A 22,912-nucleotide genomic window follows, 5' to 3' on the forward strand; every position below is an offset into this window, starting at 1 on the left:
ATCCACATCGGTGTCTCCGGCTGCCTTCACAACAAGGCCGAAGCCGCCGTGATAAGCGAAGAGCTCAAGCATGTGATTCAAAAAGCCGACCGGCGTTTTCACGCTGCTCTTACCGGAGGGGCCGGACGAAAAATCAACGCTCACGGATGTTTCCTTCGTCTTTCTTATAATTTTTGATTTTTTCATATTCCTACCTTCCTTATCTCTATGGATTTTTTGTGGTTATCCATGCCCTCAGCTCCGGCGATCACTCCGGCAGCGCCGCTGTCGGACTCAAAGCCGGCCTTGCCGTAACTTATCTCGGCGTAACTCCTCAGAAAAGAACCCGCGTTCAGCCCGGAAGAAAAAACCGCGCCCCTTCCCGTGGGCAGCGTGTGCGACGGCCCCGCGACATAATCTCCCATGGCCACGGGCGAATATTTCCCCAGGAACACAGCGCCCGCGTTTTTAAAACAGCCCGCATAGGATGCGGCATTTTTCATCAAAACGGTCAGATGTTCGGGGGCTATCTCATCGGCTTTTGCGATCTGTCTTTTTTTATCTTTTATACGGAACACCCTCACTTTTTTACCGAAAACGGAAACAATAAAATCCGCGAGCTTTTTTGACGGTGTTACCAGAGACGCCTCCGCGTCGGGCGCGTGTTCGAGCTGCGCGGCGATATCGGCAAGTACCCATTCATTGGGCACACTATCGTCGGCGATCACAAGCACTTCGCTGGGGCCGGCGAGAAGATCGATACCTGTTTCGCCGAAAAGCTGCCTTTTGGCTTCCGTCACGTATTTGTTTCCCGGACCCGCTATAAAATCAACCTTCGGTACGGATTCCGTTCCCAGTGCGAACGCGGCGATGGCCTGCGCGCCAGATATTCTGAATAAGGCCTTCACGCCCGAAAGGGCGCAGGAAGCCAGCACCTCGTCGGAAACAGCGCAGCTTGCGGCGTATATCTCGCACACACCGGCGGCTTTGGCCGGAATGGCGTTCATAAGAACGGATGAAGGATAAAAATATCTTCCTCCCGGCACATAAACGGCAGCGCTGGAAACAGCACGGAAACGATGGATCAGCCCAACACCCGCCCTGCCGGCATTTATGTCCTTATACAACGCCCTGATTTTTTTCTGATAAGAGAATATGTTTTTAGCGGCCTTTTCAATGCCATTCCTTGACGAAGAGGGGAGCCTTTTGAGAGCCGCGTCAAAATCCTTTTTGATGAATTTCAGGTTTTTTCCGCTCAGCCGCACTCCGTTGAATTTGTTCTCAAAGGAGAAAAGAGCCCTGTCCCCGCCGCGGCGGACCTTCGCTATTACATCTGAAACGGTTTTTTGTACACTGCTGCGCTTTTTCATTTTTCCTCTTTCAGTTGCTCCATTGAAACATTTGCGCCGAGCTTTCGCAACTTGATGAAAAAATTTTCATAGCCCCTGAACAAATGCCTGAGCTCATAAACGCGGGTTTCGCCCTCCGCCATGAGGCCGGCGATGATCATGGCCGCGGCCGCCCTCAGATCGCAGGCGTAAATATTCGTCCCCGAAAGACGGGATCTGTTTATCATGAGCACCGCGTTTTTCAGCACCATTGACGCTCCCAGCCTTTTGAGTTCGTCAACATACATAAAACGTGCCGGAAAGATCCTATCCTTTATACTGCTCCGTCCGGAAGCGCGCAGCATATACACCGCCCACAGCGGCTGAAGATCCGTGGGGAAAGCGGGATAAGGCCCCGTGACAATATTGACCGGTTTTATTATTTTCGGCGAATGGACCGTCAGGGAATTTCCCTTTTTGCTTATTTTCACACCCGTTGCCCTGAGTTTTGTCAAAAGCGCGCCCAGGTGAGCGGGGCAGGCGGAATCCACCCGCACACGGCCTCCGACGGAAGCGGCGGCGAGAAGAAAAGTCCCTGCCTCTATCCTGTCGGGCATAACGGTAAAATCAGCGCCGCCGAGGCATGCCCTGCCTTTTACAGTATAAGATGAGCCTTTTCTTGTTATCTCCGCGCCCATCGCCCTGAGGAAAAGGCAAAGATCTCCTATCTCCGGCTCCACCGACGCGTTTTCAATAACGGTCACTCCTCCGGCGCAGGACGAGGCCATAAGCAGATTTTCCGTGGCTCCCACCGAAGGAAAAGAGAATTTTATATGCGCTCCCTTAAGGGCCTGCCTCCTGAAAATCATGCGACCGCGCAAAATAGAATATGACGCGCCCATGGCCTTCAACCCGCTCAGGTGTATGTCTATCGGCCTTTCACCGAGAGCGCAGCCGCCGGGCAGGGCGAAGGAGCCTTCTCCCAATCTCGCCAGCACCGGACCCATAACCAGAACAGAAGCTCTCAGTTTCCTCACAAGTTTTTCCGGCAACGAGCCGCTTCGCAGATGGCCCGACACCTGCGCGATGTTTTTTTCAAACTTTATCGTCTTGCCCATTTTTCTCAAGAGCGCGAACAGAACGCGCACATCTTCCAGGTCGGGAACATTTCTGATGACGCATTTTTCATCCGTCAAAAGACAGGCGCTCAATATGGGGAGAGCCGCGTTCTTCGAACCACTCACCTCAAGGGTGCCTTCTAGTTTTTCCGTCCGGCGGCAAAGGCCTAACATGACGCCTCCGCCACCCTCATAATACCGGAAAGGTCTTTATAAAAATTCACATTTTTCCATCCCCCGGCATTCAGTATATCGGCAACGGCCCTTTCCTGGAGCGCTCCGATCTCTATCAAAAGATATCCGCCGTCATTCAAATAATCACGGGAGCGCACGGCGAGCTTTCTTATACAGTAAAGGCCGTCCGCGCCGGAAAAAAGCGCTTCAGCCGGCTGGCTCAACACGGCTTCATCCAGTGTTTCGCCTGACGGAATATAGGGCGGATTGCTAGCGATAATATCAAATCTGCCTTTTACATCAGCGAAAAGATCACTTCGCAGAATTTTTATATTTTCCCCCAGCTTTCCGGCGTTTTTTCGCGTGAGTCGGAGCGCGGCAGGGTTGATGTCGCAGGCTGTCACGGATAATTTGCCCAATTTTGAAGCGGCGATGGATATGTTTCCGCTGCCGCAGCCCATATCTATCAGCGTCATGCCGGCGGAAGATCTTTCAAGCAGCCGTTCCACAAGCGTCTCAGTGCTGTTTTTCGGTATAAAAACTCCCTCTTCCATTTCAAGCGTCAGACCCATGAATTCAACCGAGCCCGTAATATATTCCACCGCGGTGCCCGCAGCCCGGCGCAAAAAATTATCAGTCAGCTTTTTCCTCAACACCGGGTTTATCTTTTTATCCGAAAAAGCCGCTTCTCCGTAAGACAGTGACAGCGACGCGTTGAACAGCGTGTCAAATTCCTCGCCTGACAGCCGCGGATAATCCCCACGCATAGCCTTATAAAGCTCTCCGGCACAAACAGCTATGACGGTATCTCTCATTTTCCGGCAAGCTCCTCATTCAGTTTTTCCGTCATAGCCGATATCCTGCCTTCCATGAATTCGGTAAGATTGTAAATGGTGAATTTTATCCTGTGATCCGTCACCCTGTTCTGCGGAAAATTATATGTCCTTATCTTTTCGCTCCTGTCGGCGCTGCCGACCTGATTGCGCACAATATCGGCGGTGCTTTCGGCGGCATCTGAAGCCCGCTGCTCATAGATCTTCGCCTTTAACATGGTCATCACCTTGGCCTTGTTCTGAAACTGGCTCCGTTCGTTCTGGCATGAGGCCACGGCGCCTGTGGGAATATGCGTTATCCTGACGGCCGAATCCGTTTTGTTCACATGCTGACCGCCCTTGCCCGAAGACCTGTATGTGTCTATCCTCAGGTCGGCGGGTTCTATTTTTAGATCCACTTCCTCCGGCTCCGGATAAACGGCGACGGAAGCCGCTGATGTGTGTATCCTGCCGCCCGATTCGGTGGCGGGGATCCGCTGCACCCTGTGGACGCCGGCTTCAAACCTGAAATATGAATAGGCATTCTCTCCCGACACCTCAAAAACCGCTTCCTTGACTCCGCCCATTGGCGTTGAGTGGATTGAGAATATCTTGAGTTTCAGTCCGTAGATTTCAGCGGCCTTCTGATACATCTTAAAAAGATCACCCGCGAACAGTCCAGCCTCAAGGCCGCCAGTGCCAGCCCTGACCTCCACAATAACAGGTTTGCCCTCAAAAGGGCTTTTGGAAAGCAGCGCGGCAAGCTCGCCTCTGACCTTTTTATACTCGGCCTTGAGCGCGTTTTTTTCCTCCTCGTAAAGAAGCGACATTTCCTCATCATCTTTCATGGCATCGAGCCCCCCGAGGTCCTTTTCTATTTGAACAAGACGCGCGGCGGACGGATAAAAAGGCTTGAGTTTTTTGTAGCGGCCGTGGATTTCCGGATCAAAAGCGGTCGACTCGGCCAGACTCTTTTCCAGTTCCTCAAAATCCCTGACTATCTTAAGGTGTTTTTGCTCCAAGGTGACCTGACACTATTCTTCGTCGGGGGAAATTTTCTTTTTTGGGGCGAGTTTTGTTTTTTTGACCGCGGTTTTTTTCTTCACCGCTTTTTTGGGTTTCACCCTGACCGTTTGCCCGGCGGTTTTTTTGTATCTCTTCTCGAACTTGCTGAGGCTGCCCACGGAATCGATAAGTTTCTGTTTCCCCGTGAAAAAAGGATGGCAGGCCGAACATATCTCCAGCCTTATATCCGTTCCCATAGTGGACCGCACCTCAAAGGTGTTCCCGCAAGTGCATATAACCTTCACCGGCTTGTAGTCCGGATGTATTTTGTCTTTCATATTATTATGTCTCCTAAACACGGGGTTAAAACCCCGCCTACAACACAGTTATTCAGAGTGGATTGTCGCAAAAAATCAATTTCCTGTCAAACGGCGGCTAACCTTTAAAAATGACGGGACGGGAGCCTTCGGGAACCTGGCACACGCCCCTTATGCTGCCGCCCAGGCGCACGGTGACGGCAAAACCGCTGTCTGTTTTTGTTTTTTCCAGGATCTCGACGGGCAGCGTTTCCGATTTCGTCACGCCTATAAACCTCATCAGATAATCCGCCACCTCTCTGTCGTCGGTTATCCGCACGAAAATAATCGTACCCGGATCCACACGATCTATCTTAGGCGCGAGAAAGAACAAAAAACTCTTTGGCGCCTCTACCATCTCAACCCTCAACTCGATCTTGGATTCTTCCTTTCCTGCGGGATTTTTGGCGGACTCAACGCCCACACGGTGAAAATCAAAAACAGACAGCCGTTCTTTCATGAACTTGAAAAAAATATCCTCATTGAGTATTTTCCTGAGTATTGTTTCTATCAGACCTCCGGTCTTTTTATAATCAACGCCGTCAAAGATCCCATAGAAAGATTCGTTATCCTTGTCCTGCAGAAAAACCCTCAGGGCCTGCGTCACCGAAAGAGTCTTATCACGGACTATCTCATCCGACAGCCTCTTGGTGTATATCGTGTTTTCAAACTCGTGCCAGGGCATGTTCAAATCCAGCGAAAAAGTGTATGGATTCTTACTGATGGAAACAGCGTACCTCAAAACGGATTTTTTCTCCGACGATAAGGCCACAAATATTAATCCGCAGTTATAGCTGCTTTTCGCGGCGAATTTTATCTTCAGAACCGTGATATTCCTGTGCCTGGAAGCAAGATGCCGGTACGCGAGGTTGAGATCCCCGCCGTAAAGAGCGAATACCCTCTCAGCTGCGCGCTCGGAGCAGCCCAATTCTTCAACGAGTATCCCTGCTTCTTCCGTCATACGCTCAGGAGCTCCCTTCTGACTATATCCAGCGCTTTGACGGCGGCTCTTTTCTTCACGGCGAGCCTGTGACCCGGGAAAGCACATTTGACGCATTTCGTGGCTGCGCCGAGCGATGCCAGGGCTATAAAAACGGTCCCCTGCCTCACCCCGCCTGACGGGCCGGGGCCCGCAACGCCCGTTGTCGCTACGCCGTAATATGATCCCGACAATTTCAAGAGCGCTTCGGCCATCATAACCGCCGTTTCTTCGCTGACAACTCCCGCTTTTTTAATACTCTCTTCCGGGATACCCAGAAGAATGCTCTTGGATTTTTCCGTGTATGTCACCAGCCCCATATCAAAAAAAGCGGACGCGCCTTTTACATTCGTTATCTGATTCGCGATTTCTCCGCCCGTGCATGATTCGGCCGCCGAAAGAGTCCTGCGTTTTTTACTAAGGAGCTTCACCACCGCCTGCGAAATGCTCTGCGTGTCCTGGCCGTATATACTGTCGCCGAAAATATCCCTGAACTCTTTTTCAAGTCGCCGGGCGCTATCTTCCACCAGGAGCTCGTTGCCTCCCTTGAGCGTAAATTCCACGGCGACCGACGCTATTGACGGCACAAGCTCAAAGTGCAGATCAAGGCCGGAAAAATGCTCGATATCCATGACCGTCTTGATCTTTTGATCTATCTCAGAAGCTTCCATGCCCGTTATATGAAGTTTTTTTCTTCTGAAAAATAAAGGCGTGAATTTTTTTGACAGAAACGGATGAACGCTCCGGGCGAAAACGTTTCTGAGCTCCGCATGCTTCCCCGGAAGCATTATCATTATTTTCTCTCTATACTTTATCATCTGCGGAACGGATATGCCCTCAGGGTTAGGATAAATTGTCGCCCCGTCCAGCACATAGGCCGCCCTGTCGGCCGACTTGGGCATATCCTGTCCCTTGTTTATAAAAATTTCCGCTTTTGCCCTGAGCGCTTCCCTGCTGAGAGTCAACTTTTTGCCCGTGAAAGAACTCAGGGCGGAAGCTGTTTTATCATCCGGCTCAACGCCTAAACCCCCAACACTTATTATCAGATCCGCGCGGGGAAAAATGAATTCCAGCAGATCTTTTATCCCATCTTCACCGCTTTCCGCGGTGTGGAATTCCACCTCACACCCCAGATCGTTTAATTCAGCGTCCAGATAGGAAACATCCTTGCCTGAGCGGGCGCGGACAAGCTCACTGCCCATAAATATAACTGCCGCTTTTTTCATATTATATTTCTCCTTTCGGGGCGGAACGGATCCGGCCCCGGTCAATTATCTTTTTTACTTTCAACAAAAACGCGGAAAGGTATTTTAAAAATTCTCTCCACAATACCGGTCAGCGGCCCCGTTATCGTCTTGGCCGGCATCACGCTGGTGCGCGGCGAGGAAAGGGGGCCTTTCACTTTCACAAAGACCGGCAGAAGCGACTTTTTCTCGCCCAGCAGCACATAACCCACAAGAGGTATTTTTGAGATCACATCGTTAACGAACCTCTGCGCCTGAAAACCGACAACAATATCAATCGTATTTTTGTCTATATCAACATCCCCGTAAACGCTGGTGCGGGAATGTTCGTTTTCTATGAGTACATCGTTCGCGTGTATAACAGCGCCCTTCTTCACTATTTCGCCGCGTACGGATTTCACCGGAAAACTCCCCGAATACGAGGGGAAACGGCCGGTCAGATACTTAAAGACATCCATTGTCTGAAGAATATTATAAAGCAATGAGAGTTTGGAGAATTCACCGCTGCCTTCTGTCAGCAGAACCCGCGCGTTGCAGGATTTGAGACGGCTGAATTCGCCGTCACATTCGACATTCCCCGCGAGAACCCCCTTAAACAGCTTTTCATTTATCCTGAAACCCGCGACCTGGCCTTTCATCCGGAAATCCCTGAGTGTCAGGCGCCCGGAGGCTTCAACCGCAACAGAGGGATGTTGTATAAATATGTTTTCCAGCCTCAGTCCCCCTTCATCGAGTGAGCCGGCGGCGGAGAAGCGCGTGTTTTGCCCTTTGATTTCGGCGAAAAACCTGTTCACGTCAAAATATATCTGCCCCGTGCCGCCGAAGCCGCCGTAAAACGCATCACGCAGAAAGAGATTCCCCCGCAGGCTGTTCCTGTCGGCGAAATTTCCCTCATACACGATATCAGAGCCGAGGTGTCCGCCAGCCTCCCCTTTAACGCCCAAAATACTCAAAACATCCCCCGCGGGGAGTTCGCTGTTTTTAGCGGCGATTTTCCAGCCGTTCAGATAACGCGCGTGAGCCGTAAAAGGACGCGCACCAAAACCCGAGATCAGAGTTATTGCCGTGCCTTCTCCGCTTAAATTTATCACGAGCGAGGCGTTGGAAAACCGGAACATTCTCCCTGAATCTTCATCAAAGAAAGACGCCTTGCCGTAATTGAAACCTATATGGCCGACGGAAAATTTGTATCTGTCCTTGGCCGGGGCGCGCGGCGCGGTCACGGATTTTATCAGCGCTCTTATGTTAAAACCTTTCTTACCCCGGGCAATCCTGATATCGGGGCCGTTGAAGACGATTTCGCTGAAAAAAATCCTCTTGTCCCGTATTTCCGAAACATCGCATTTGATGACAGCGTTATCGGCGCTGAGAAATTCTCCCGACCCAGACGAAGCGCTCGGCGCGATACAGACTATCCTGCCCGCCGGAGTTATATAAATGAAAGCGGTTTTCACGTCACTCGCCAGATATGCTGAAAGCGCGCGCAGAACATAAGGCTTTAAAGTCAGATTCAGCAGAACCATCGCCAGTGATAAAAAAAGCACAGCGGCGCCTATGAGTGTGGCTATGAAATCAAGCAGTCTTTTAAAAGTGATTTTCAAAAATTTATTTCTTTCCAGGCTTGAACCGGGCACTTGCTTCCGGCGGTTAAAAGCTGAGCGGGATCTTTCAGTATATCTTCTATCACCACCGGCAGATTCTCTTTTATTTCCACAACGCCGTCGGGATTGAATTTTTTAGCCGCGCAGATACCGCAGGCAAAACAGCCGTTTTTACAGTAATTCCGCACTTCCGCTTTCTCGGTGCTGCTGCATGAGACATAATATCTGCGGGCGGCCGGTATCAGCTCGATCAGTCCTCTGGGGCAGGCTTTAACGCACAAGCCGCAGCCGGTGCATTTTGAATGATCCACCTCGGCAATACCCTTTGAGCCGACCTTGATTGCCCCCTGTGGACAAGCCTTTTCGCAATCGCCCAAGCCGAGGCAGCCCCATGAACATTCCAGGAAACCCCCTGTCACAAGCGAGGCGGCTTCGCAGGTGGGCACCCCTTTATACGGGAATTTAACAGCACTGCCGCCGGCACATCTGATGACGGCGACTTTTTTCTCAGGAGACGAGACAGATGAAAAAATAGTCTTCAAAAATTTTATGCTCTCTTCATCCGCCGAAGAACATTTGCCTACAGGAGCCGCGCCTTCCACAACAGCCTTAGCGTAGGCGGCGCAGGAAGAAAATCCGCAGGCGCCGCAATTCAATCCCGGCAGGGCCTTTTCCACCAGCGCGACTTTAGGATCCTCTTTCACCTCGAGCAACATATCGGAAACGGCTAAAAACAAAGCGAATGCGAAGCCTGCGGCACCGAGTAAAACAGGCGCCGCGAAAATTCCCTCAGTTATAATCATTTCATCATTCCCGAAAACCCCATAAAGACAAGAGCCAGGCACCCTGCGGTTATAAGCGCTATGCCGGCCCCCCTGAATGGCGCCGGTATATCGGCGCTGTCCAGCCGCACCCTGATCCCCGCCATTATCAGAAGGGCCATCAAAAATCCGGTTCCCGCGCCGACGGCGTAAAAAAGGCTTTCTATAAAATCATAATCCTTTATCACCATAAACAGCGTCAACCCGAGGATGGCGCAGTTGGTAGTGATCAGCGGAAGATAAATACCAAGCCCTTGATAGAGAGGGGGAATGAATTTCTTCAGAAACATTTCAACAAACTGCACAAGGCTGGCTATAACGAGTATGAAGGCCACATTCTGAAGATATTGCAGATTGTAGGGCATAAGTATTTTATGATAGATCCCCCATGTCGCCGCTGAGGCCAGGACCATAACGAAAATCACGGCGAAACCCATTCCCGAAGCTTTTTTCAGATCCGTCGAAACGCCGAGGAAAGGGCAGATACCGAGAAAATAACTGAGGATAAAATTGTTGACTACCGCCGCGCCGATGAAAATCAGTATATAATTCATTGTGAAATGGTGCCAGGGGTTGGACCGCCTTCGCGGCGGACATTCTGCCCCGCACCGGCGGATGCTGAAAGCGCTTCGTCTGCCGCTGAAAGTCTGCCGTGGCGGATGGCGGATGCGCCGTGGCGTGAAACATTTCGATACTTATCGCGCCTGAGTGATTTATCAGATGACATATTCAGGCGGAACAAATTCTTTTTTTTATCGTTTTTCATTTTTTGATATTTTAATGGCCTGATGCGCTCCGACCAGAAGGCCCAGTGTTATAAAAGCCCCCGCCGGCAGTATCATAACAAGGAACTGCGGGAAGAATCCGGGCACGGCCTTGGCCCCTAAAAAAGTGCCGGAACCCAGGATCTCCCTGATCGCGCCCATGACGCACAGAACCAGAGTAAAACCCGTTCCCATACCCAGCGCGTCCAGCATGGATCGGACAAGGCCGTGACGCGAAGCAAAAGCTTCAGCGCGGCCGAGTATTATGCAGTTGACGACGATGAGAGGAATGAAGGGACCAAGCTCACGGCTCATTTCAAAGAAATTGGCTTTGAGAAAAATATCGGCGATGGTAACGAATGTCGCGATCACCACTATGTAAGAGGCTATCCTCACCTGATGGGGCACGGCTTTTCTTATGAGTGAGATTATGACATTACTGAAGAAAAGCACGAATATAACGCTCAAGCCCATGGTGAGGGCATTGATAACATTCGTCGTCACCGCGAGCGTCGGGCACAAACCGAGCAGATAACAGAGTATCGGGTTTTTCTCGAATATGCCTTTTAAAAAATCTTTCATCAGCGGATCACCGCCTTCATTTTCATCATCTTTTCATTTATCATTTTTACAACAGCGCGGGAAGATATGGTCGCTCCGGTGACGGCCTGTATGTCGTATTTTTCACGCGGAGCCGTCTTCACAATGCTGAACGGGGCATTTTTCCCGTTAAACTGTTTTAAGAATTTATCTTTTGTCACTTCCGCGCCGAGCCCCGGGGTCTCCAGGCATTTCAGTATTATTATCCCCTTGATGCGATCCATGTTTTTGCCCACGCCCACGACGGCCCTGATCTCGTCCTGAAAACCCATGATGGACGCCTCAAAGGCATATCCGGCCGAGCCGGCCTGCCAATATTCTTCACCGTCGAGCGAAAGAGCGCTTATCTCTTCTCCCGGAAAAAGCTCTTCAACGGCTTCTGTTTTAGCGCGTTTTTCATTTTCGTCAATCTTTTTTGACGATTTTTCCCACACGAATGAGAGGATGAGGCCGCTGGCGAAACACAGGCAGAGAAGGAACAAACTTATTTTTACGATTTTTTTCATCTATTCCTCTCCCTCTTTACGGAATTATTTTCGCCGAAGGACTCTTTCGCCGGAATTTTTTCAAGCAGCGGCGCGAGCGCGTTCATAATGAGCACGGAAAACATAACGCCTTCGGGGAAACCGCTGAAATATCTCAGGAGCATCGTGAAAAATCCGCAGCCGGCGCCGAAAATAACCCTCCCCCTGAAATTGGCCGGCATCGTCACCGGATCCGTAGCCATGAAAAAAGCCCCCAGCATCAGGCCGCCCGAAAATAAATGAAAAACAGGACTGCCGTAGGATTCGCCAGCGAAAAAATAAAACAAAGAGGAAATAGACCCCACCGCCGCAAGGTAAAACAGCGGCACCCTGTAATCAATGATTTTTCGGATGAGAAGATATGCTCCCCCCAGCAGCAGAAGGACAGCGGATGTTTCGCCCACACTGCCCGGGCAGTTACCCATCAGGATCTTTCCGGTCTCCCATATTTCTCCCGAAAATTTCCATGCGCCCAGAGGCGTCGCCGTCGTGAGAGCATCCAGCGGGGATATCCAGGAGGTCATGGCGGCGGGAAAAGCGGCCATGAGAAAGGCCCTGCCGAGAAGCGCGGGATTGAAAATGTTCGCCCCCAGACCGCCGTAAAAATGTTTGCCGAACACCATGCCGAAGATAATGCCGTACGCGGCGTAGGAAAGAGGTAGCGACGGGGGTAAAGTCATGGCGAAAAGAAGGCCTGACACAAGGGCGCTTCCGTCATTTATGAAAGTTTTTTTGCGTATCCTGATAAAGGCATATTCCGACGCGTAGGCGAAAAAAATAGAGACGGTATAAAGAAGAGCGGCTCTTTTGCCCCAAAGATAGAAGGAGTAGGCCATGGCCGGGGCGAGGGCGATAACAACATTCCGCATAACGGAGGGCACATCAGTAGCGGAAAAATCATGCGGTGAGAGCGATACTTTAAATTCTCTTTTCATTTTTTGCCTTTTGAGACACAGCGGTCAGATAAAGCCCGGCTGATATCACGAGGATGATAGCAATAATCTGCATTATTGTTAAACCCGAAAAAGCGGTGATCGAGTCCCCTCTGATGAATTCCATGAAAAATCTTGTTATGCCGTAACCCGCCAGATAGGCCGCGCCGCGCAGGCCTGTTTTCTTCAGCGGCAGTCTGATTATAAGGAGAAAGAGCAGGAAATTGAGCAAACTCTCATAGATCTGGACGGGATGAAGGCCCGCGCCCAGCGGCGCCAGTGACGCGGGATCTGTGAAAGTGACGCCCGGCAGAGTCCCGCAGGAACTGCCGTAACAGCATCCGGCCAGAAAACAGCCAATCCTGCCTATGGCCTGGCCCAGGATCATGGGCGCGGCGAAATAATCGCAGAACTCGGCAAAAGGTATTTTTTCTTTCCGCGAAAAATAAAAGAGCGCCAGAAAACCGCCGATGATCCCGCCTCCCACGGCGAGCCCCCCGTGCCAGACATAAAAAAATTCAAGGGGATTGTCCGCCAGAGCCCCGAAATCCCAGAAAACAAAATGAAACAAACGCGCCATGACAAAACCGCAAAGCAGCGAATAAAAAACAATATCCTCAAGACGCCGCGCGGCAATACGGCCGGCGAATTCTTTTTTGAGCACGAACCACGCCGCCACAACTGCGATAAAAACCATCAGCCCGTAAGAATGCAGCGTAACGGGACCTATGCTCAGTATGCGGGGAAACACAGGAGCTCCGGAAAAGATTTTTTCATGGATTTAATATAACATATTCCCGCTCAATAAATAAAGCCTTAAACACGGGGGCAGGCTGATTTTTGTCTTGTAAAAACTGTCCGTCCCTTTTAGGCCCTGGCTACCGCAAAACCTCAGCATGCCAATTCAAAACCTGACTTCGAATTAGCAATTTAAAACCGGGAAGCTATTATAAAAGCGAATCTATTTTTGCCGTCAGCGCTTCTTTGGGGACAGCCCCTATAAGCTGGTCAACCAGTTCGCCGTTTTTGAAAAAACCTATAAAGGGTATGCTGCTGACACGGTATTTCGCGGCCGTCTGGCCGGCTTCGTCAACATTGAGTTTACAGACCTTGACCCTGCCCTCATATTCACCCGAGACCTCTTCAACGACCGGAGCTATCATCCTGCACGGGCCGCACCAGTCAGCGTAAAAATCCACCATAACCGGTATATCCGCTTTAACAACTTCCTGCTCAAAATTAGAATCATTCACAATGATCATAACTATTACCTCCTGATAGAATCCCCCAACCACATTATTTAACCCGATGCTGGTTTTGATGCTCTCTGAACACAAAAGGATTCAGCCGTTAAAGAACAGGACGCGCGCTGAAACTCAAAACAGCCTTACTCAAAAGAGCGCCGGCCCTCCAGCGCTTCTTTCAGCGTGTGGGCATTGACATAGATTATCTCCGACCCCTCCGACAGGCCGTGGGCGGGATGACTGATCTTGATATCTCCAAAACGCCGGGCGATCTCGTTGTATATGTACCGGGCTGTGGCAATGCCTTTCCTGTTGAGATTTGTCGCCAGTATCACTTCTTTTACCGCGCCCGATTCCAGTCTTTTAAAAAGAGACTCTATGTTTAAATTTTCCGGAAGGATTTTGTTGAGAGGATCTATTCTGCCACCGAGTATGTGATACATCCCGTTAAAACCGGCGTCTTCAACCACAGACACATCCATCACTTCCTCAACAACGCAAATAATGGAAGTGTCTCTTTCCTTATCCGCGCATATATCGCAGACATCTTCAGATGAATAGTTGCCGCAGACAGAACAGACCCTGATCGATTCTTCTGCTTCCCTGAGTTCGTCAAGCAGTTTTTTTCTTGATTCGGGGGGAAGTTTTATAAAATCCGAGGCTAATTTGGCCGCGAATTTAGGGGTGACCGAGGGGAGCGCGTAAAAGGCCTCTTTAAGCCTTTCCACGCAGAAATAAAAATTACTCATCCTCCCGGCCTTCCAGCTCGCCTCCGGCCAGCGTGTGCAGCTTGGCTATGATAGGCTCCTCTATTTCAAGCTGCTTGGCCTCTGTGATCTTTTCTTCCGGGGTGGCAGGATCTTCCTTTTCGTTCATGACAATGGTCACGTCTATGCTCATACCTTTGTGTCCCTTCGCGGCAAGCGCCTCTTCCATAACTTCGCTGTTGGCCAGCAGGCGTTTCGCGTGCACCTCGTTTTCGCCGGAAAAACGGCAGCAGAGTTTTCTGCCGTCAACGATGATTTCCTCTGCAAAATCAAATATCTTTCCCGCAGGGCCACACTCTCCTTTCAGCAGCTTGACCAGATCCGCGGCGCTCTTGTCAGATGGGGGGAGAGAGACCGCCGGTTTAGTGGCAGCCGCCAGTGTTTTTACGCTCGTTGCCGCGGGAGATTCAGGATCCCCGCCGGAAGAGGTTGCCAGCTCTATAACTTTGCCTATGGGCACAAAATCCGAGGTTATCTTATAAAAAGCCAGCTCCAGCAGAATTTTCGGATACTCTGACCATTTCATTTTCTGCTCGGCGGAGCACAGGCTTTCAAGCATCCAGTAAACACGGTCCGGATCTTTAAAGCCGTCACCGGCCCGGCCGCTCAAAAGCTCCGCCAGAACCCTGCGCAGGGCCGTTATGAGCTGCCTTGTGAACTGCTGAAGGCTGAAGCCCTTGCTGTAAATCTCGCCTACCAGCGCGAAGGCCGACTTTGTGTCGCCGGACGCTATAGCCGAAAGAGTTTCTTTTATTTTCGCGCTTTCCACAAGACCGAGGATGAATTCCACATCTTCCCTTTCTATTGTTTTTCCTGAAGCGGAGGAGATAACCTGCTCAAGAATACTCTCGGCGTCTCTTATGGAGCCGCCCGCCTCCTCGCATATGGCTTCCAGAGCGCCGTCGGAAACCGGCACTTTTTCGCTGACGCATATTTTTTTGAGGACACCCATCACCTCGGCCTGATTCACAAGAACGAATTTAAAATGCTGGCATCTCGAAAGAATCGTCACGGGAAGTTTTTCCGGCTCGGTTGTGGCAAGAACGAAAATGATATAGGGCGGCGGCTCTTCCAGCGTTTTCAGGAACGCGTTAAAAGCGTCTTTTGTTATCTGATGCGCCTCGTCGATAACATAAACTTTGTAGCGCGATGATGACGGGGCAAAAGCGGCGTTCTCGCGGAGCTCTCTTATATTCTCAATGCCCCTGTTGGAAGCCGCGTCTATCTCTATGATATCCATTGAATTCCCGGCCTGAATCGCTTTGCATGAAACGCATTTATTACAGGGTTCGCTCGAGGGATACTCCGCGCAGTTAACCGCCTTGGCGAGGATCCGCGCGGCGGTTGTCTTCCCCACTCCGCGGGGGCCGGAAAAAACATAGGCGTGCGCCAGCTTTTCTTTGATGATGGCGTTTCCGAGCGTCACCGTCACCTGCCCCTGGCCTATGATCTCAGAGAATTTCGCCGGACGGTATTTTCTCGCGATAACTAAATGTGCCATGATGTATTCTAATTTAATTGAAAAACGATGTCAAAATCATCTTTCGATTTTCCTCATTTCCTCCGGCAGACGCATAGGCTTCATATCCTTCCCGACGCACACAAGCAGCGTTTTGCCTTTGACAATGCTTCTGAGCGACGCTTTTTCCTTTATTTCATATAACAGCTCTATTGATGCACCCGTCGATTTGCCGGCTTGCACTTCAACAATGACAGTCTCTCCGTAGCGCGCGGGGCTTATATAATCTATCTCGGCGCGGCGGACAAGAAAAAAGATACCGCGCTCCATGAGCTCACCGATGTCGGCTCCGCGCTCCCGCAGAAACTCGGTGCGCGCCCGCTCAAAGTAAGTGAGATAATTCGCGTAGTAAACAACCCCGCCGCAGTCCGTATCCTGATAATAGATCTTAATTTCCATAAATGCTCTCCAAAGTATAAAAAATAGCCCGTGAAATTACAAACCGGCAGTGATACCCACTCCCGCCCATCTGCCGTGAGCGGGCACGGGCGGCTGAGACTGGAATTTCCTGTTGAACAAATTAGCCGCTTCCAGAAACAGGCTGTAATTGCCGAATCTCTTTTCTATTCTGGCGTCCATCACAAAATATCCCGCCTCAGAGCGCCTCTTCAAATAAGAGCCCGACACCGCGGCTGAAAGTCCGCCGTGGCGGGCTGAAAGTGCGCCGGCGCGTGATGAAGCTCTTGGAAACAGATGCCCTTTGAGCCGAAGAGAAAATTTATGAGCGGGATACCTTAACGCGTATTTTGAGTCATAAATACCTCCGGGCGCGGATGCCTTGAGAAAAGTGTAGCCGGCCTGGCCGCCTATCGCGCGGAAAGAGAAAAAATATTTCAAACGCGCGCCCTTCGTGTCAAATTCCGGGATATTCCACGCATGGAAAGTGTCCGTTGAATTGAATTTCACCCAGTCTATGATATCTCTGCCGGAACGCAGAAAAACCGCCGCCGAAAAAGCCCCGGCCGTCATGCCCGTTTCGTAATATCTGCTTTTTTCAAGATGAAGAGCCGTGTCGCCCTCATTCGCCGGATCCCAATAATGCAATTCCGTATAAGAGGGCGGCCTGAAAGCCGAAGCGTAAAGAATATGTACGCGCAAGCGGTTCAGCGTGATTTCTTCTCCCATGGAAATCGAGTTTATCTTATCCCAGCGGCCGCTGCGGTCCGTCCTCAAATTAAGATTGAATTCGGATATCCCTTTTTTACGGCGGAAGCGCTCAAAAAATGACACCGCGCGCGTATGCTCGTTTTTCAGAACATTGCTTGTTATTTCTTCCCGCGAATACTCCGCCCCACACGAAAAAGAGTTATAACCTGAAACGAAATGCAAAACAGCTTCATTCCCACTCCGTATATTCTGATGGCTGTTGCCGTACAAATTCCCGCCCCACAAATATTCGAATTTATCCCCGTGCCGTCTGACAAATGTTTTATTGCTCAGAAAAAACGACCGGCTGAACGGAACCCTGAATTCAAGATTGGCGAATTCAAGGCAGGTCTCCTCCCTTTCACCCGAAGTGCCGGTGCCGTAAAAATGATACGCCCCGAAATCCTTGTCCTGCCTTCCGGCGCTCAGGCTCACGCTGTTTTTCCCGGGTAAAAACACCCTGCCGAAATAGTCGTTCACGGCAAAATCCCTCCCGGGGAAATAGCCGGGAGATCTCTTTCTTGAGGCCGAAAGCAGCATATTCCCGCCCTTCATCGGCGGCGAAAAACTTATCCTGCCGCTGAAAGTATTTTTTTCATAAAAAGCCAGCTCGGCGCCCACGGATTTTTTGTGCGATTTTTTGGTGATGATATTGACCGCTCCCGAAAAAGCTCCGGCGCCGTAAACGGATGAGGCGGGGGCGGAAATTATCTCGATTCTCTCAATATCGTTTTTGGACACCGGTATATTCATCTGGTGATGTCCGGTCTGCAGATCGCTCATTCTCACCCCGTCAAGGAGCACCAGAACCTGCTCAAAAGAACCGCCTGAAACAGAAAGGTCGTTCTGAACGCCGAAGCCTCCGCGCCCCCTGACGTCTATTCCGGCCGATAATCTCAAAACATCCTCCAGCGAATCGGCCGGCAGGAGCGCGAGATCTTCGGCTGTTATTATCTCACTGCCCGGGGAAAAGATCCGTTCACCGTAAACGACTATTTCCTCAATGTTTTCGCTGCCGGAGGAAGCACTGTTCAAAAAACACAGCGCGCAGCCAAACAAAATCACCGAAGCGGAAATTTTAAACATCCGGCATGCGCCTCCTTCACGAAACAACATTATAATGAGCGGCGGACGGTGTCCGACGGGGCTCTATGAGCAAGGGGTTTGCATAGTGCCCAAAGCTGAGCCTTGCGAAGTCCGCCCGTGGCGGGCGAATGAGAGCGAACCACATACGTGAGCGTCCCTCGACGCGGCACCTCCGGCGCGAAACAATATTATATGCGCGCTTATTGCGCCGGAGAAAGGGATGCTTTCTTGAAGAAATCATAACTTTTTAGAGGATATCCTGTAAAATTCTGTATAAAATCCACTTCTCTTTTCAGCAATCTCGCCAGCTCTTCCGGCGAACTTTTTTCAAGATTTTTCTCAAAATTGTTCTCCAGCGCCGAAATGATCATCTTGTCGGAAAAATCCAGAAAACCTCCCTGATAGATAAGCCGCGCCAGATAGGCATACACCTTCCTGATCCTGAACGGCCTGAGGCACCAGACGAGCCACTTGAAGAGCCCCTGCTCGGGATCGTGCACCGGCACGATCTCATTGGTGGCATCCAGGACCAGCTCTCTGGCGGCAAAATCCATAACGCTTGCCTCCTGCGGCGAATAGATCATTTCCCAGCCGGTGATCGTGTAAAAAGAGCTCTTTTTCAGAAAACTCAATTCAAGGATATTGCCGCCCTCAAAAGCGCCGCCCCAGTGATTAACCGGCTTTCCGTACCCGGCCACCGCCGTGATAATCTTCCCGTATTGTTCGGTAAAAACCACCACTCTGTTTTTATTATCGCAGACACGCCGGTTATCCAGGATCACGGCTTTTGTCTTAGCCGTCATAGTTCCGGGATACGGATACGGACGCTCGTGATCTTCTGCCGGTCGGCGCTGTGCACCTCGATCACGACACCGTCTATTTCCACTGACTCGCCCTTGCGGGGCACATAATCGAGCTGCTCAAGTATCAGCCCCCCGATGGATGAGGCGGGATGCTCCGGCAGAGAAAGAGAAAGTTTGCTGTTGACCCTGTCCACATCCTCCGAAGCCGGAACGATATAGGACCCGTCTTTCTCTTTTTTATACACCACCTCTTTATCGAATTCATCAAAAATATCCCCTGTTATCTCCTCAAGCACATCTTCCAGCGTTATGAGCCCCGTCACTTTGCCGTATTCGTCCACAACGATAGAAAGATGCTGGCGGCCGTTGCTGAAATTCTTGAGGAGGGTTTTCACCGGAGCTGTCTCGGGCACGAATGTCGGCGCCCTCATGATATCCTGGACTATCAGCAGAGTGCCCATATTGAGTACGCCTAAAATATCCTTGGTGTATATCACGCCCACAATATTATCCAGCGAACCCGAATAAACGGGGATGCGCGAATGGCCGGACAGCGCCAGCTCCCTGAAAATCCGGGCTTTCCCCCAGTTTATATCCACAGCCTTTATATCAACCTCCGGCACCATTACCTGGCGCACCTCTTTCTCCGGGAATTCCAGAATACCCTTGAGCATTGTTTTTTCCTCATGGCTTATTTTCCCTGACACATAAGCCAACTCCGAAGCCTCCGCCAGATCCTGAGAGCTAGTCCGCGGCAGAGTTTTGGAAAGTTTTACTCCCAGCAATTCAGATAAAAACCTGCTCATCGCAAAGAGCAATCTTGCCAGGGGGCTGAGAAAAAAAACCACTTTCGGCAAAAAAGGCAAAGCCGCGGCGGCGAAACTTCTGGGATGTTTTTTCGCGAGTGTTTTCGCGAGTATATCGCCGAACATAACAACAAACGCGAAGAGAACAACGCTCGCGGCAAAGGAAGTGCGCTCGATGGACATACTGAAACGCGAAGAAATATCCCGCGCGAGGAGCTGAGTCAGGACGCTGGATGCGACAACGGACAGCGCATTACCTATAAGTATGGAGGTCAGTATCCTGTGAGGGGTATTCAGGAATCTCCTCAAGGCCGTGGCGGCCGACGGCGGCCCTGCCAGGATTGACTGCTTCTGAAAAGGAGAAAGAGAGCATATCGCTGTCTCGGTGCCGGCAAAATAAAACATACACAGAAAACTGATTATCAAAAGGAATATCATTTCTCCGCGCCGCTCCTCTTCAGGTCATATTCGTCCAGGATATTCCCGAATATCTCTTCCAGAAGATCCTCCATTGTGACGATTCCCGTTATCGTTCCCGAGGAATCCGTCACAAGCGCTATGTGCACCCTCTTGTTGATAAGCTGTCTGTAAGCTCCCAGCACCGTGACGGCCTCGTCTATAAAAAGAGGCCGGCGGGCATATTGTTTGATATCGGCCTTCCCTTCCAGAATACGCGCTTTGACAATTTCCCTCGCATAGACAATGCCCGCTATCCTGTCCAGAGAACCGTAATAAACAGGGAAGCGCGATATACCCGAATCTATTATCAGCTCCTCCATGGATTCTTCGGACGAATTAAGGTCTATCCCCACTATTTTTTCGCGGGGGGTCATCACCTCAAAAAGCTTTTTCTGGTTGAGCGACAGCACCTTGGATATTATCTTGGAGAAACTCTCCCTGTCCTCAAGATTTTCCGAAATCTCCCCTATGTCCCCCCTGCTTACGTGCAAATCCGAGGATTCCGCTGCGCTCCCTGAGATCAGTTCGGAAAAATAAGTGGTGAAATTGCTGAGCGGCCTGAAAATATAAGATACAAAATTGAGAAAACTCCCGAACGCCCCGCTGACCTTTTGCGGATAAGTGGTGGCTATGTTCTTCGGCATTATCTCGCCGAAAAAAAGAAGAAGCGCTGAGGTGACAAACAAAGCCACGGCCGAGGACGCGACGGCCGTAAAGCCGCGGGATAAGGCCGCGCCGATTATGACATATGATAGAATAGAGCTGAAAGCGATATTAACAAAATTATTCCCTATGAGTATGGTGGAGAGCACCGACCCCGGCCTCAACAGCCAGTCGCTGAAGATCCGCAGTTTCGTCTGATTGAAAAGCGCCTTTATCCGGGCGCGGTTAAGCGTCGCCAGGGATGTTTCCATTGATGAGAAAACTCCCGAAAAAACAAGAAGAGCCGCAAGAAATATAAAAATCATCTTTCCAGTTTATTCACCAGCTCATCCCCTGCCTCCAGCATTTTATTTTTAGCCGAGGGGGAGAGATCATCCATTCCGGATAAATGCAGCAGGCCGTGGACGATTAAAATCCGCAATTCTTTTCCTATGCCGTGCCCTAAACGCAAAGCGGCTTTCCGCGCCTCGGAGAGGCACACATAGATTTCGCAGAATTTCCCGCCGACCGGCAATGGGGGCCGGCCGAGATCAAAAGCCATAACATCCGTCACCCCGGTTTTTGAAAAAAAACGGCGGTTCAGCTTTTTTATGCCCTGTGATCCGGTCAGCACGACATTGACGGGGCATTGAAGAGAGAGCTCTCCGGCGGCGCGGGATGTAAAATTTCTCAGTTTTCTGATATTCAGCCCCCGCACAGGCTCTTCGCTGAAAAACTCCACGCGGGGCATTTACTGCTGTTTTTCCGCGGACGGCTTATCCGCGTCGGAATAATCAAGCCTTATGTGATGTATGGAAATCAGAGTTTTTGTAAAAACATCGCCTATCTTCTGTATATTTTTGAGCGTTATGGGACATTCATTGAGCTGGCCGGAGGCGAAATAATTGTTGATTATCTTGTGAACGGTGTCTTTGATATTCTCGAAACTCGGATCCTCTATGGAGCGGCAGGCGGCCTCTACGCTGTCGGCGAGCATAACTATGGCCGTCTCTCTGGTCTGGGGCAGGGGCCCGGGATACCTGTAAACGGTTTCGTCGCTGGCTCCTCCGGAAACAGCGGCTTTCCTGAAAAAATACTGCACTATGGTGGTGCCGTGATGCTGCGCTATGAAATCAAGCACGCACTCATCCACCCCGGCTTCGGCGGCGAGCTTGACGCCCTCTTTAACATGGGAAAGGATCACAAGGGCGCTCATTTCCGGTTTCAGCGTTTCATGCACATTCCCCTCAAGCTGGTTCTCGATGAAATACTGCGCCTTGCCTATTTTCCCGACATCATGATAATATGCCCCCACACGCGCCAGCAGGCTGTTGCATTTTATGGATACGGCCGCGGCCTCGGCCAGGGCCGCTACCATAAGGCTGTGGTGATATGTTCCGGGGGCTTCTATCATAAGTTTTTTCAGAAGCGGGTGGTTGAAATCCCCGAGCTCTATCAGCCTCACATCCGAGGTCAGATTTAAAACCCACTCAAAAAGGGGAAAGAAGCTGATGATAAAAATAAAAGTTAGCGACGAGACAAGGAACGGCGACCTTATACCGTCATAGATAAGATTGCCGCTGTGTATACCCAGCAGCTGCAGCGCGAAATTCGCCGCGAGGAGAAACACGAATATGGACAGAGCGTTTAAAAATATATCAGAGCGTTTTATGATTCTCCTGGGGAAAGCTATCGCCCCCAGTCCGCCGACGAAAGAAATAAAAAACACCTCGAAATTGCCGAGATATATGAACGACACTATCAAACTTATCAGCAGCGCTGCATTCTCCGCCACCCGGCGCGAGACAAGAAAATTAAGAAGGCTTGCCGCAGCCGGGGTAAAGACGAAATACATGCTGATCTCTCTGGATTTCGCGAACTGCGTCATAAGCACCGCTGAGACAATAACAAGCCCTGACAAAAGGATCTTCGACGGGTTCATTTCTTTCTCAGTTTTAATGAACGAGAAAGCGGCGTATATCCATATAATCACAAAGAGCCCGGACCCGGCGATGAAATTTTTTTCAAAACCGAATTCCGCCGATAGCGCCATCAGCACGCTCAATGAGATCAGGACACCGAGCAGCCATGCCGGAAAAGGAATGTCTTTTTTCAGAATATTTTTATTCTTTGAGGGCTTATCCAGCGCCTCGGCCCAACTTTGGAAAATACGCGAAAAAAAACTTTTAACTCTGCCCATGAT

The 22,912-nt window shown here is 50.6% G+C and carries 26 protein-coding genes; all 26 read right to left on the minus strand.

Translation table 11 applies throughout. The features are described 5' to 3' along the window. Positions 1 to 186: imidazoleglycerol-phosphate dehydratase (hisB, locus tag FP827_07945; protein ID MBA3052994.1), on the minus strand; the 186-nt coding region annotated here is incomplete at its 3' end. Next, positions 183 to 1,349: a histidinol dehydrogenase gene (gene hisD / locus FP827_07950; protein ID MBA3052995.1), complete on the minus strand. Its 1,167-nt coding sequence runs from the start codon at positions 1,347 to 1,349 to the stop codon at positions 183 to 185. The genes hisD and hisB, both read right to left, overlap by 4 nt. Continuing rightward, positions 1,346 to 2,599: a UDP-N-acetylglucosamine 1-carboxyvinyltransferase gene (murA, locus tag FP827_07955; protein ID MBA3052996.1), complete on the minus strand. Its 1,254-nt coding sequence runs from the start codon at positions 2,597 to 2,599 to the stop codon at positions 1,346 to 1,348. The genes hisD and murA overlap by 4 nt, the downstream gene beginning before the upstream one ends. Continuing rightward, entirely contained in the window at positions 2,593 to 3,414 is an 822-nt protein-coding gene (gene prmC / locus FP827_07960) for a peptide chain release factor N(5)-glutamine methyltransferase (GenBank protein MBA3052997.1), read from the minus strand. Before prmC ends, murA begins: the two co-directional genes overlap by 7 nt. Beyond that, entirely contained in the window at positions 3,411 to 4,433 is a 1,023-nt protein-coding gene (prfA, locus tag FP827_07965) for a peptide chain release factor 1 (protein MBA3052998.1), read from the minus strand. Before prfA ends, prmC begins: the two co-directional genes overlap by 4 nt. A 12-nt stretch (positions 4,434 to 4,445) precedes the next feature. Then, the gene (rpmE, locus tag FP827_07970) at positions 4,446 to 4,754 is read right to left on the minus strand and encodes a 50S ribosomal protein L31 (GenBank protein ID MBA3052999.1); all 309 of its coding nucleotides are present in this window, start codon (positions 4,752 to 4,754) and stop codon (positions 4,446 to 4,448) included. A 97-nt stretch (positions 4,755 to 4,851) separates the two neighbouring features. Then, complete coding sequence (locus tag FP827_07975) at positions 4,852 to 5,733, minus strand: hypothetical protein (protein ID MBA3053000.1); 882 nt, start codon at positions 5,731 to 5,733, stop codon at positions 4,852 to 4,854. Then, positions 5,730 to 6,977 (minus strand): nicotinamide-nucleotide amidohydrolase family protein, encoded by a 1,248-nt coding sequence (locus FP827_07980; GenBank protein ID MBA3053001.1) that lies wholly within the window; start codon positions 6,975 to 6,977, stop codon positions 5,730 to 5,732. Before FP827_07980 ends, FP827_07975 begins: the two co-directional genes overlap by 4 nt. 41 nt (positions 6,978 to 7,018) lie before the next feature. Further along, a complete protein-coding gene (locus FP827_07985; protein MBA3053002.1) occupies positions 7,019 to 8,629 on the minus strand; it encodes a hypothetical protein in 1,611 nt (536 codons plus the stop codon). Beyond that, entirely contained in the window at positions 8,593 to 9,399 is an 807-nt protein-coding gene (locus tag FP827_07990) for a 4Fe-4S dicluster domain-containing protein (GenBank protein ID MBA3053003.1), read from the minus strand. The genes FP827_07985 and FP827_07990 overlap by 37 nt, the downstream gene beginning before the upstream one ends. Next, on the minus strand, positions 9,396 to 9,971 hold the full coding sequence (locus FP827_07995; protein ID MBA3053004.1) for an electron transport complex protein RnfA: 576 nt from the start codon (positions 9,969 to 9,971) through the stop codon (positions 9,396 to 9,398). Before FP827_07995 ends, FP827_07990 begins: the two co-directional genes overlap by 4 nt. After that, entirely contained in the window at positions 9,968 to 10,183 is a 216-nt protein-coding gene (locus FP827_08000) for a hypothetical protein (protein ID MBA3053005.1), read from the minus strand. Before FP827_08000 ends, FP827_07995 begins: the two co-directional genes overlap by 4 nt. Beyond that, positions 10,170 to 10,763, minus strand: a complete 594-nt coding sequence (locus FP827_08005) for an electron transport complex subunit E (protein MBA3053006.1) — start codon at positions 10,761 to 10,763, stop codon at positions 10,170 to 10,172. Before FP827_08005 ends, FP827_08000 begins: the two co-directional genes overlap by 14 nt. Then, entirely contained in the window at positions 10,763 to 11,287 is a 525-nt protein-coding gene (locus tag FP827_08010) for an FMN-binding protein (GenBank protein MBA3053007.1), read from the minus strand. The genes FP827_08005 and FP827_08010 overlap by 1 nt, the downstream gene beginning before the upstream one ends. Further along, positions 11,284 to 12,240, minus strand: a complete 957-nt coding sequence (locus FP827_08015) for an RnfABCDGE type electron transport complex subunit D (GenBank protein MBA3053008.1) — start codon at positions 12,238 to 12,240, stop codon at positions 11,284 to 11,286. The genes FP827_08010 and FP827_08015 overlap by 4 nt, the downstream gene beginning before the upstream one ends. Continuing rightward, positions 12,224 to 13,018 carry a prolipoprotein diacylglyceryl transferase gene (gene lgt / locus FP827_08020; GenBank protein MBA3053009.1) on the minus strand — a complete coding sequence of 265 codons (795 nt, stop codon included), beginning with the start codon at positions 13,016 to 13,018 and terminating at the stop codon, positions 12,224 to 12,226. The genes FP827_08015 and lgt overlap by 17 nt, the downstream gene beginning before the upstream one ends. A 166-nt stretch (positions 13,019 to 13,184) precedes the next feature. Further along, a complete protein-coding gene (gene trxA, locus FP827_08025; protein ID MBA3053010.1) occupies positions 13,185 to 13,499 on the minus strand; it encodes a thioredoxin in 315 nt (104 codons plus the stop codon). 125 nt (positions 13,500 to 13,624) lie between these two features. Continuing rightward, complete coding sequence (gene recR / locus FP827_08030; protein ID MBA3053011.1) at positions 13,625 to 14,230, minus strand: recombination protein RecR; 606 nt, start codon at positions 14,228 to 14,230, stop codon at positions 13,625 to 13,627. After that, on the minus strand, positions 14,223 to 15,749 hold the full coding sequence (gene dnaX / locus FP827_08035) for a DNA polymerase III subunit gamma/tau (GenBank protein ID MBA3053012.1): 1,527 nt from the start codon (positions 15,747 to 15,749) through the stop codon (positions 14,223 to 14,225). The genes recR and dnaX overlap by 8 nt, the downstream gene beginning before the upstream one ends. Before the next feature lie 36 nt (positions 15,750 to 15,785). After that, the gene (locus FP827_08040; GenBank protein MBA3053013.1) at positions 15,786 to 16,166 is read right to left on the minus strand and encodes a YbgC/FadM family acyl-CoA thioesterase; all 381 of its coding nucleotides are present in this window, start codon (positions 16,164 to 16,166) and stop codon (positions 15,786 to 15,788) included. A gap of 36 nt (positions 16,167 to 16,202) precedes the next feature. Next, the gene (locus FP827_08045; protein MBA3053014.1) at positions 16,203 to 18,029 is read right to left on the minus strand and encodes a TonB-dependent receptor; all 1,827 of its coding nucleotides are present in this window, start codon (positions 18,027 to 18,029) and stop codon (positions 16,203 to 16,205) included. Between the two features lie 170 nt (positions 18,030 to 18,199). Further along, positions 18,200 to 18,802, minus strand: a complete 603-nt coding sequence (locus FP827_08050; GenBank protein ID MBA3053015.1) for a hypothetical protein — start codon at positions 18,800 to 18,802, stop codon at positions 18,200 to 18,202. Beyond that, the gene (locus FP827_08055; protein MBA3053016.1) at positions 18,799 to 20,046 is read right to left on the minus strand and encodes an HlyC/CorC family transporter; all 1,248 of its coding nucleotides are present in this window, start codon (positions 20,044 to 20,046) and stop codon (positions 18,799 to 18,801) included. The genes FP827_08050 and FP827_08055 overlap by 4 nt, the downstream gene beginning before the upstream one ends. After that, complete coding sequence (locus FP827_08060; GenBank protein ID MBA3053017.1) at positions 20,043 to 21,035, minus strand: HlyC/CorC family transporter; 993 nt, start codon at positions 21,033 to 21,035, stop codon at positions 20,043 to 20,045. The genes FP827_08055 and FP827_08060 overlap by 4 nt, the downstream gene beginning before the upstream one ends. After that, positions 21,032 to 21,460, minus strand: coding sequence for an rRNA maturation RNase YbeY (ybeY, locus tag FP827_08065; GenBank protein MBA3053018.1), 429 nt, complete (start codon positions 21,458 to 21,460; stop codon positions 21,032 to 21,034). The genes FP827_08060 and ybeY overlap by 4 nt, the downstream gene beginning before the upstream one ends. Beyond that, positions 21,461 to 22,909, minus strand: a complete 1,449-nt coding sequence (locus FP827_08070) for an HDIG domain-containing protein (protein ID MBA3053019.1) — start codon at positions 22,907 to 22,909, stop codon at positions 21,461 to 21,463. It abuts the gene before it with no gap. Positions 22,910 to 22,912 lie beyond the last annotated feature (3 nt).

It is taken from the genome of Candidatus Omnitrophota bacterium, assembly GCA_013791745.1.
Classification (GTDB): domain Bacteria; phylum CG03; class CG03; order CG03; family CG03; genus CG03.

Excerpts from the sequence above, each read along its gene's own strand:
- ybeY (MBA3053018.1), bottom strand. The coding sequence starts at position 21,460 with ATGCCCCGCGTGGAGTTTTTCAGCGAAGAGCCTGTGCGGGGGCTGAAT.
- FP827_08005 (MBA3053006.1), bottom strand. The coding sequence starts at position 10,763 with ATGAAAGATTTTTTAAAAGGCATATTCGAGAAAAACCCGATACTCTGT.
- FP827_07995 (MBA3053004.1), bottom strand. The coding sequence starts at position 9,971 with ATGAATTATATACTGATTTTCATCGGCGCGGCGGTAGTCAACAATTTT.
- FP827_08040 (MBA3053013.1), bottom strand. The coding sequence starts at position 16,166 with ATGGAAATTAAGATCTATTATCAGGATACGGACTGCGGCGGGGTTGTT.
- FP827_08000 (MBA3053005.1), bottom strand. The coding sequence starts at position 10,183 with ATGAAAAACGATAAAAAAAAGAATTTGTTCCGCCTGAATATGTCATCT.
- FP827_08070 (MBA3053019.1), bottom strand. The coding sequence starts at position 22,909 with ATGGGCAGAGTTAAAAGTTTTTTTTCGCGTATTTTCCAAAGTTGGGCC.
- trxA (MBA3053010.1), bottom strand. The coding sequence starts at position 13,499 with ATGATCATTGTGAATGATTCTAATTTTGAGCAGGAAGTTGTTAAAGCG.
- FP827_08010 (MBA3053007.1), bottom strand. The coding sequence starts at position 11,287 with ATGAAAAAAATCGTAAAAATAAGTTTGTTCCTTCTCTGCCTGTGTTTC.
- FP827_08045 (MBA3053014.1), bottom strand. The coding sequence starts at position 18,029 with ATGTTGTTTCGTGAAGGAGGCGCATGCCGGATGTTTAAAATTTCCGCT.
- rpmE (MBA3052999.1), bottom strand. The coding sequence starts at position 4,754 with ATGAAAGACAAAATACATCCGGACTACAAGCCGGTGAAGGTTATATGC.
- recR (MBA3053011.1), bottom strand. The coding sequence starts at position 14,230 with ATGAGTAATTTTTATTTCTGCGTGGAAAGGCTTAAAGAGGCCTTTTAC.
- murA (MBA3052996.1), bottom strand. The coding sequence starts at position 2,599 with ATGTTAGGCCTTTGCCGCCGGACGGAAAAACTAGAAGGCACCCTTGAG.
- FP827_07980 (MBA3053001.1), bottom strand. The coding sequence starts at position 6,977 with ATGAAAAAAGCGGCAGTTATATTTATGGGCAGTGAGCTTGTCCGCGCC.
- FP827_08015 (MBA3053008.1), bottom strand. The coding sequence starts at position 12,240 with ATGAAAAGAGAATTTAAAGTATCGCTCTCACCGCATGATTTTTCCGCT.
- FP827_07975 (MBA3053000.1), bottom strand. The coding sequence starts at position 5,733 with ATGACGGAAGAAGCAGGGATACTCGTTGAAGAATTGGGCTGCTCCGAG.
- prmC (MBA3052997.1), bottom strand. The coding sequence starts at position 3,414 with ATGAGAGATACCGTCATAGCTGTTTGTGCCGGAGAGCTTTATAAGGCT.
- FP827_08055 (MBA3053016.1), bottom strand. The coding sequence starts at position 20,046 with ATGATATTCCTTTTGATAATCAGTTTTCTGTGTATGTTTTATTTTGCC.
- hisD (MBA3052995.1), bottom strand. The coding sequence starts at position 1,349 with ATGAAAAAGCGCAGCAGTGTACAAAAAACCGTTTCAGATGTAATAGCG.
- FP827_08060 (MBA3053017.1), bottom strand. The coding sequence starts at position 21,035 with ATGATTTTTATATTTCTTGCGGCTCTTCTTGTTTTTTCGGGAGTTTTC.
- FP827_08050 (MBA3053015.1), bottom strand. The coding sequence starts at position 18,802 with ATGACGGCTAAGACAAAAGCCGTGATCCTGGATAACCGGCGTGTCTGC.
- FP827_07990 (MBA3053003.1), bottom strand. The coding sequence starts at position 9,399 with ATGATTATAACTGAGGGAATTTTCGCGGCGCCTGTTTTACTCGGTGCC.
- dnaX (MBA3053012.1), bottom strand. The coding sequence starts at position 15,749 with ATGGCACATTTAGTTATCGCGAGAAAATACCGTCCGGCGAAATTCTCT.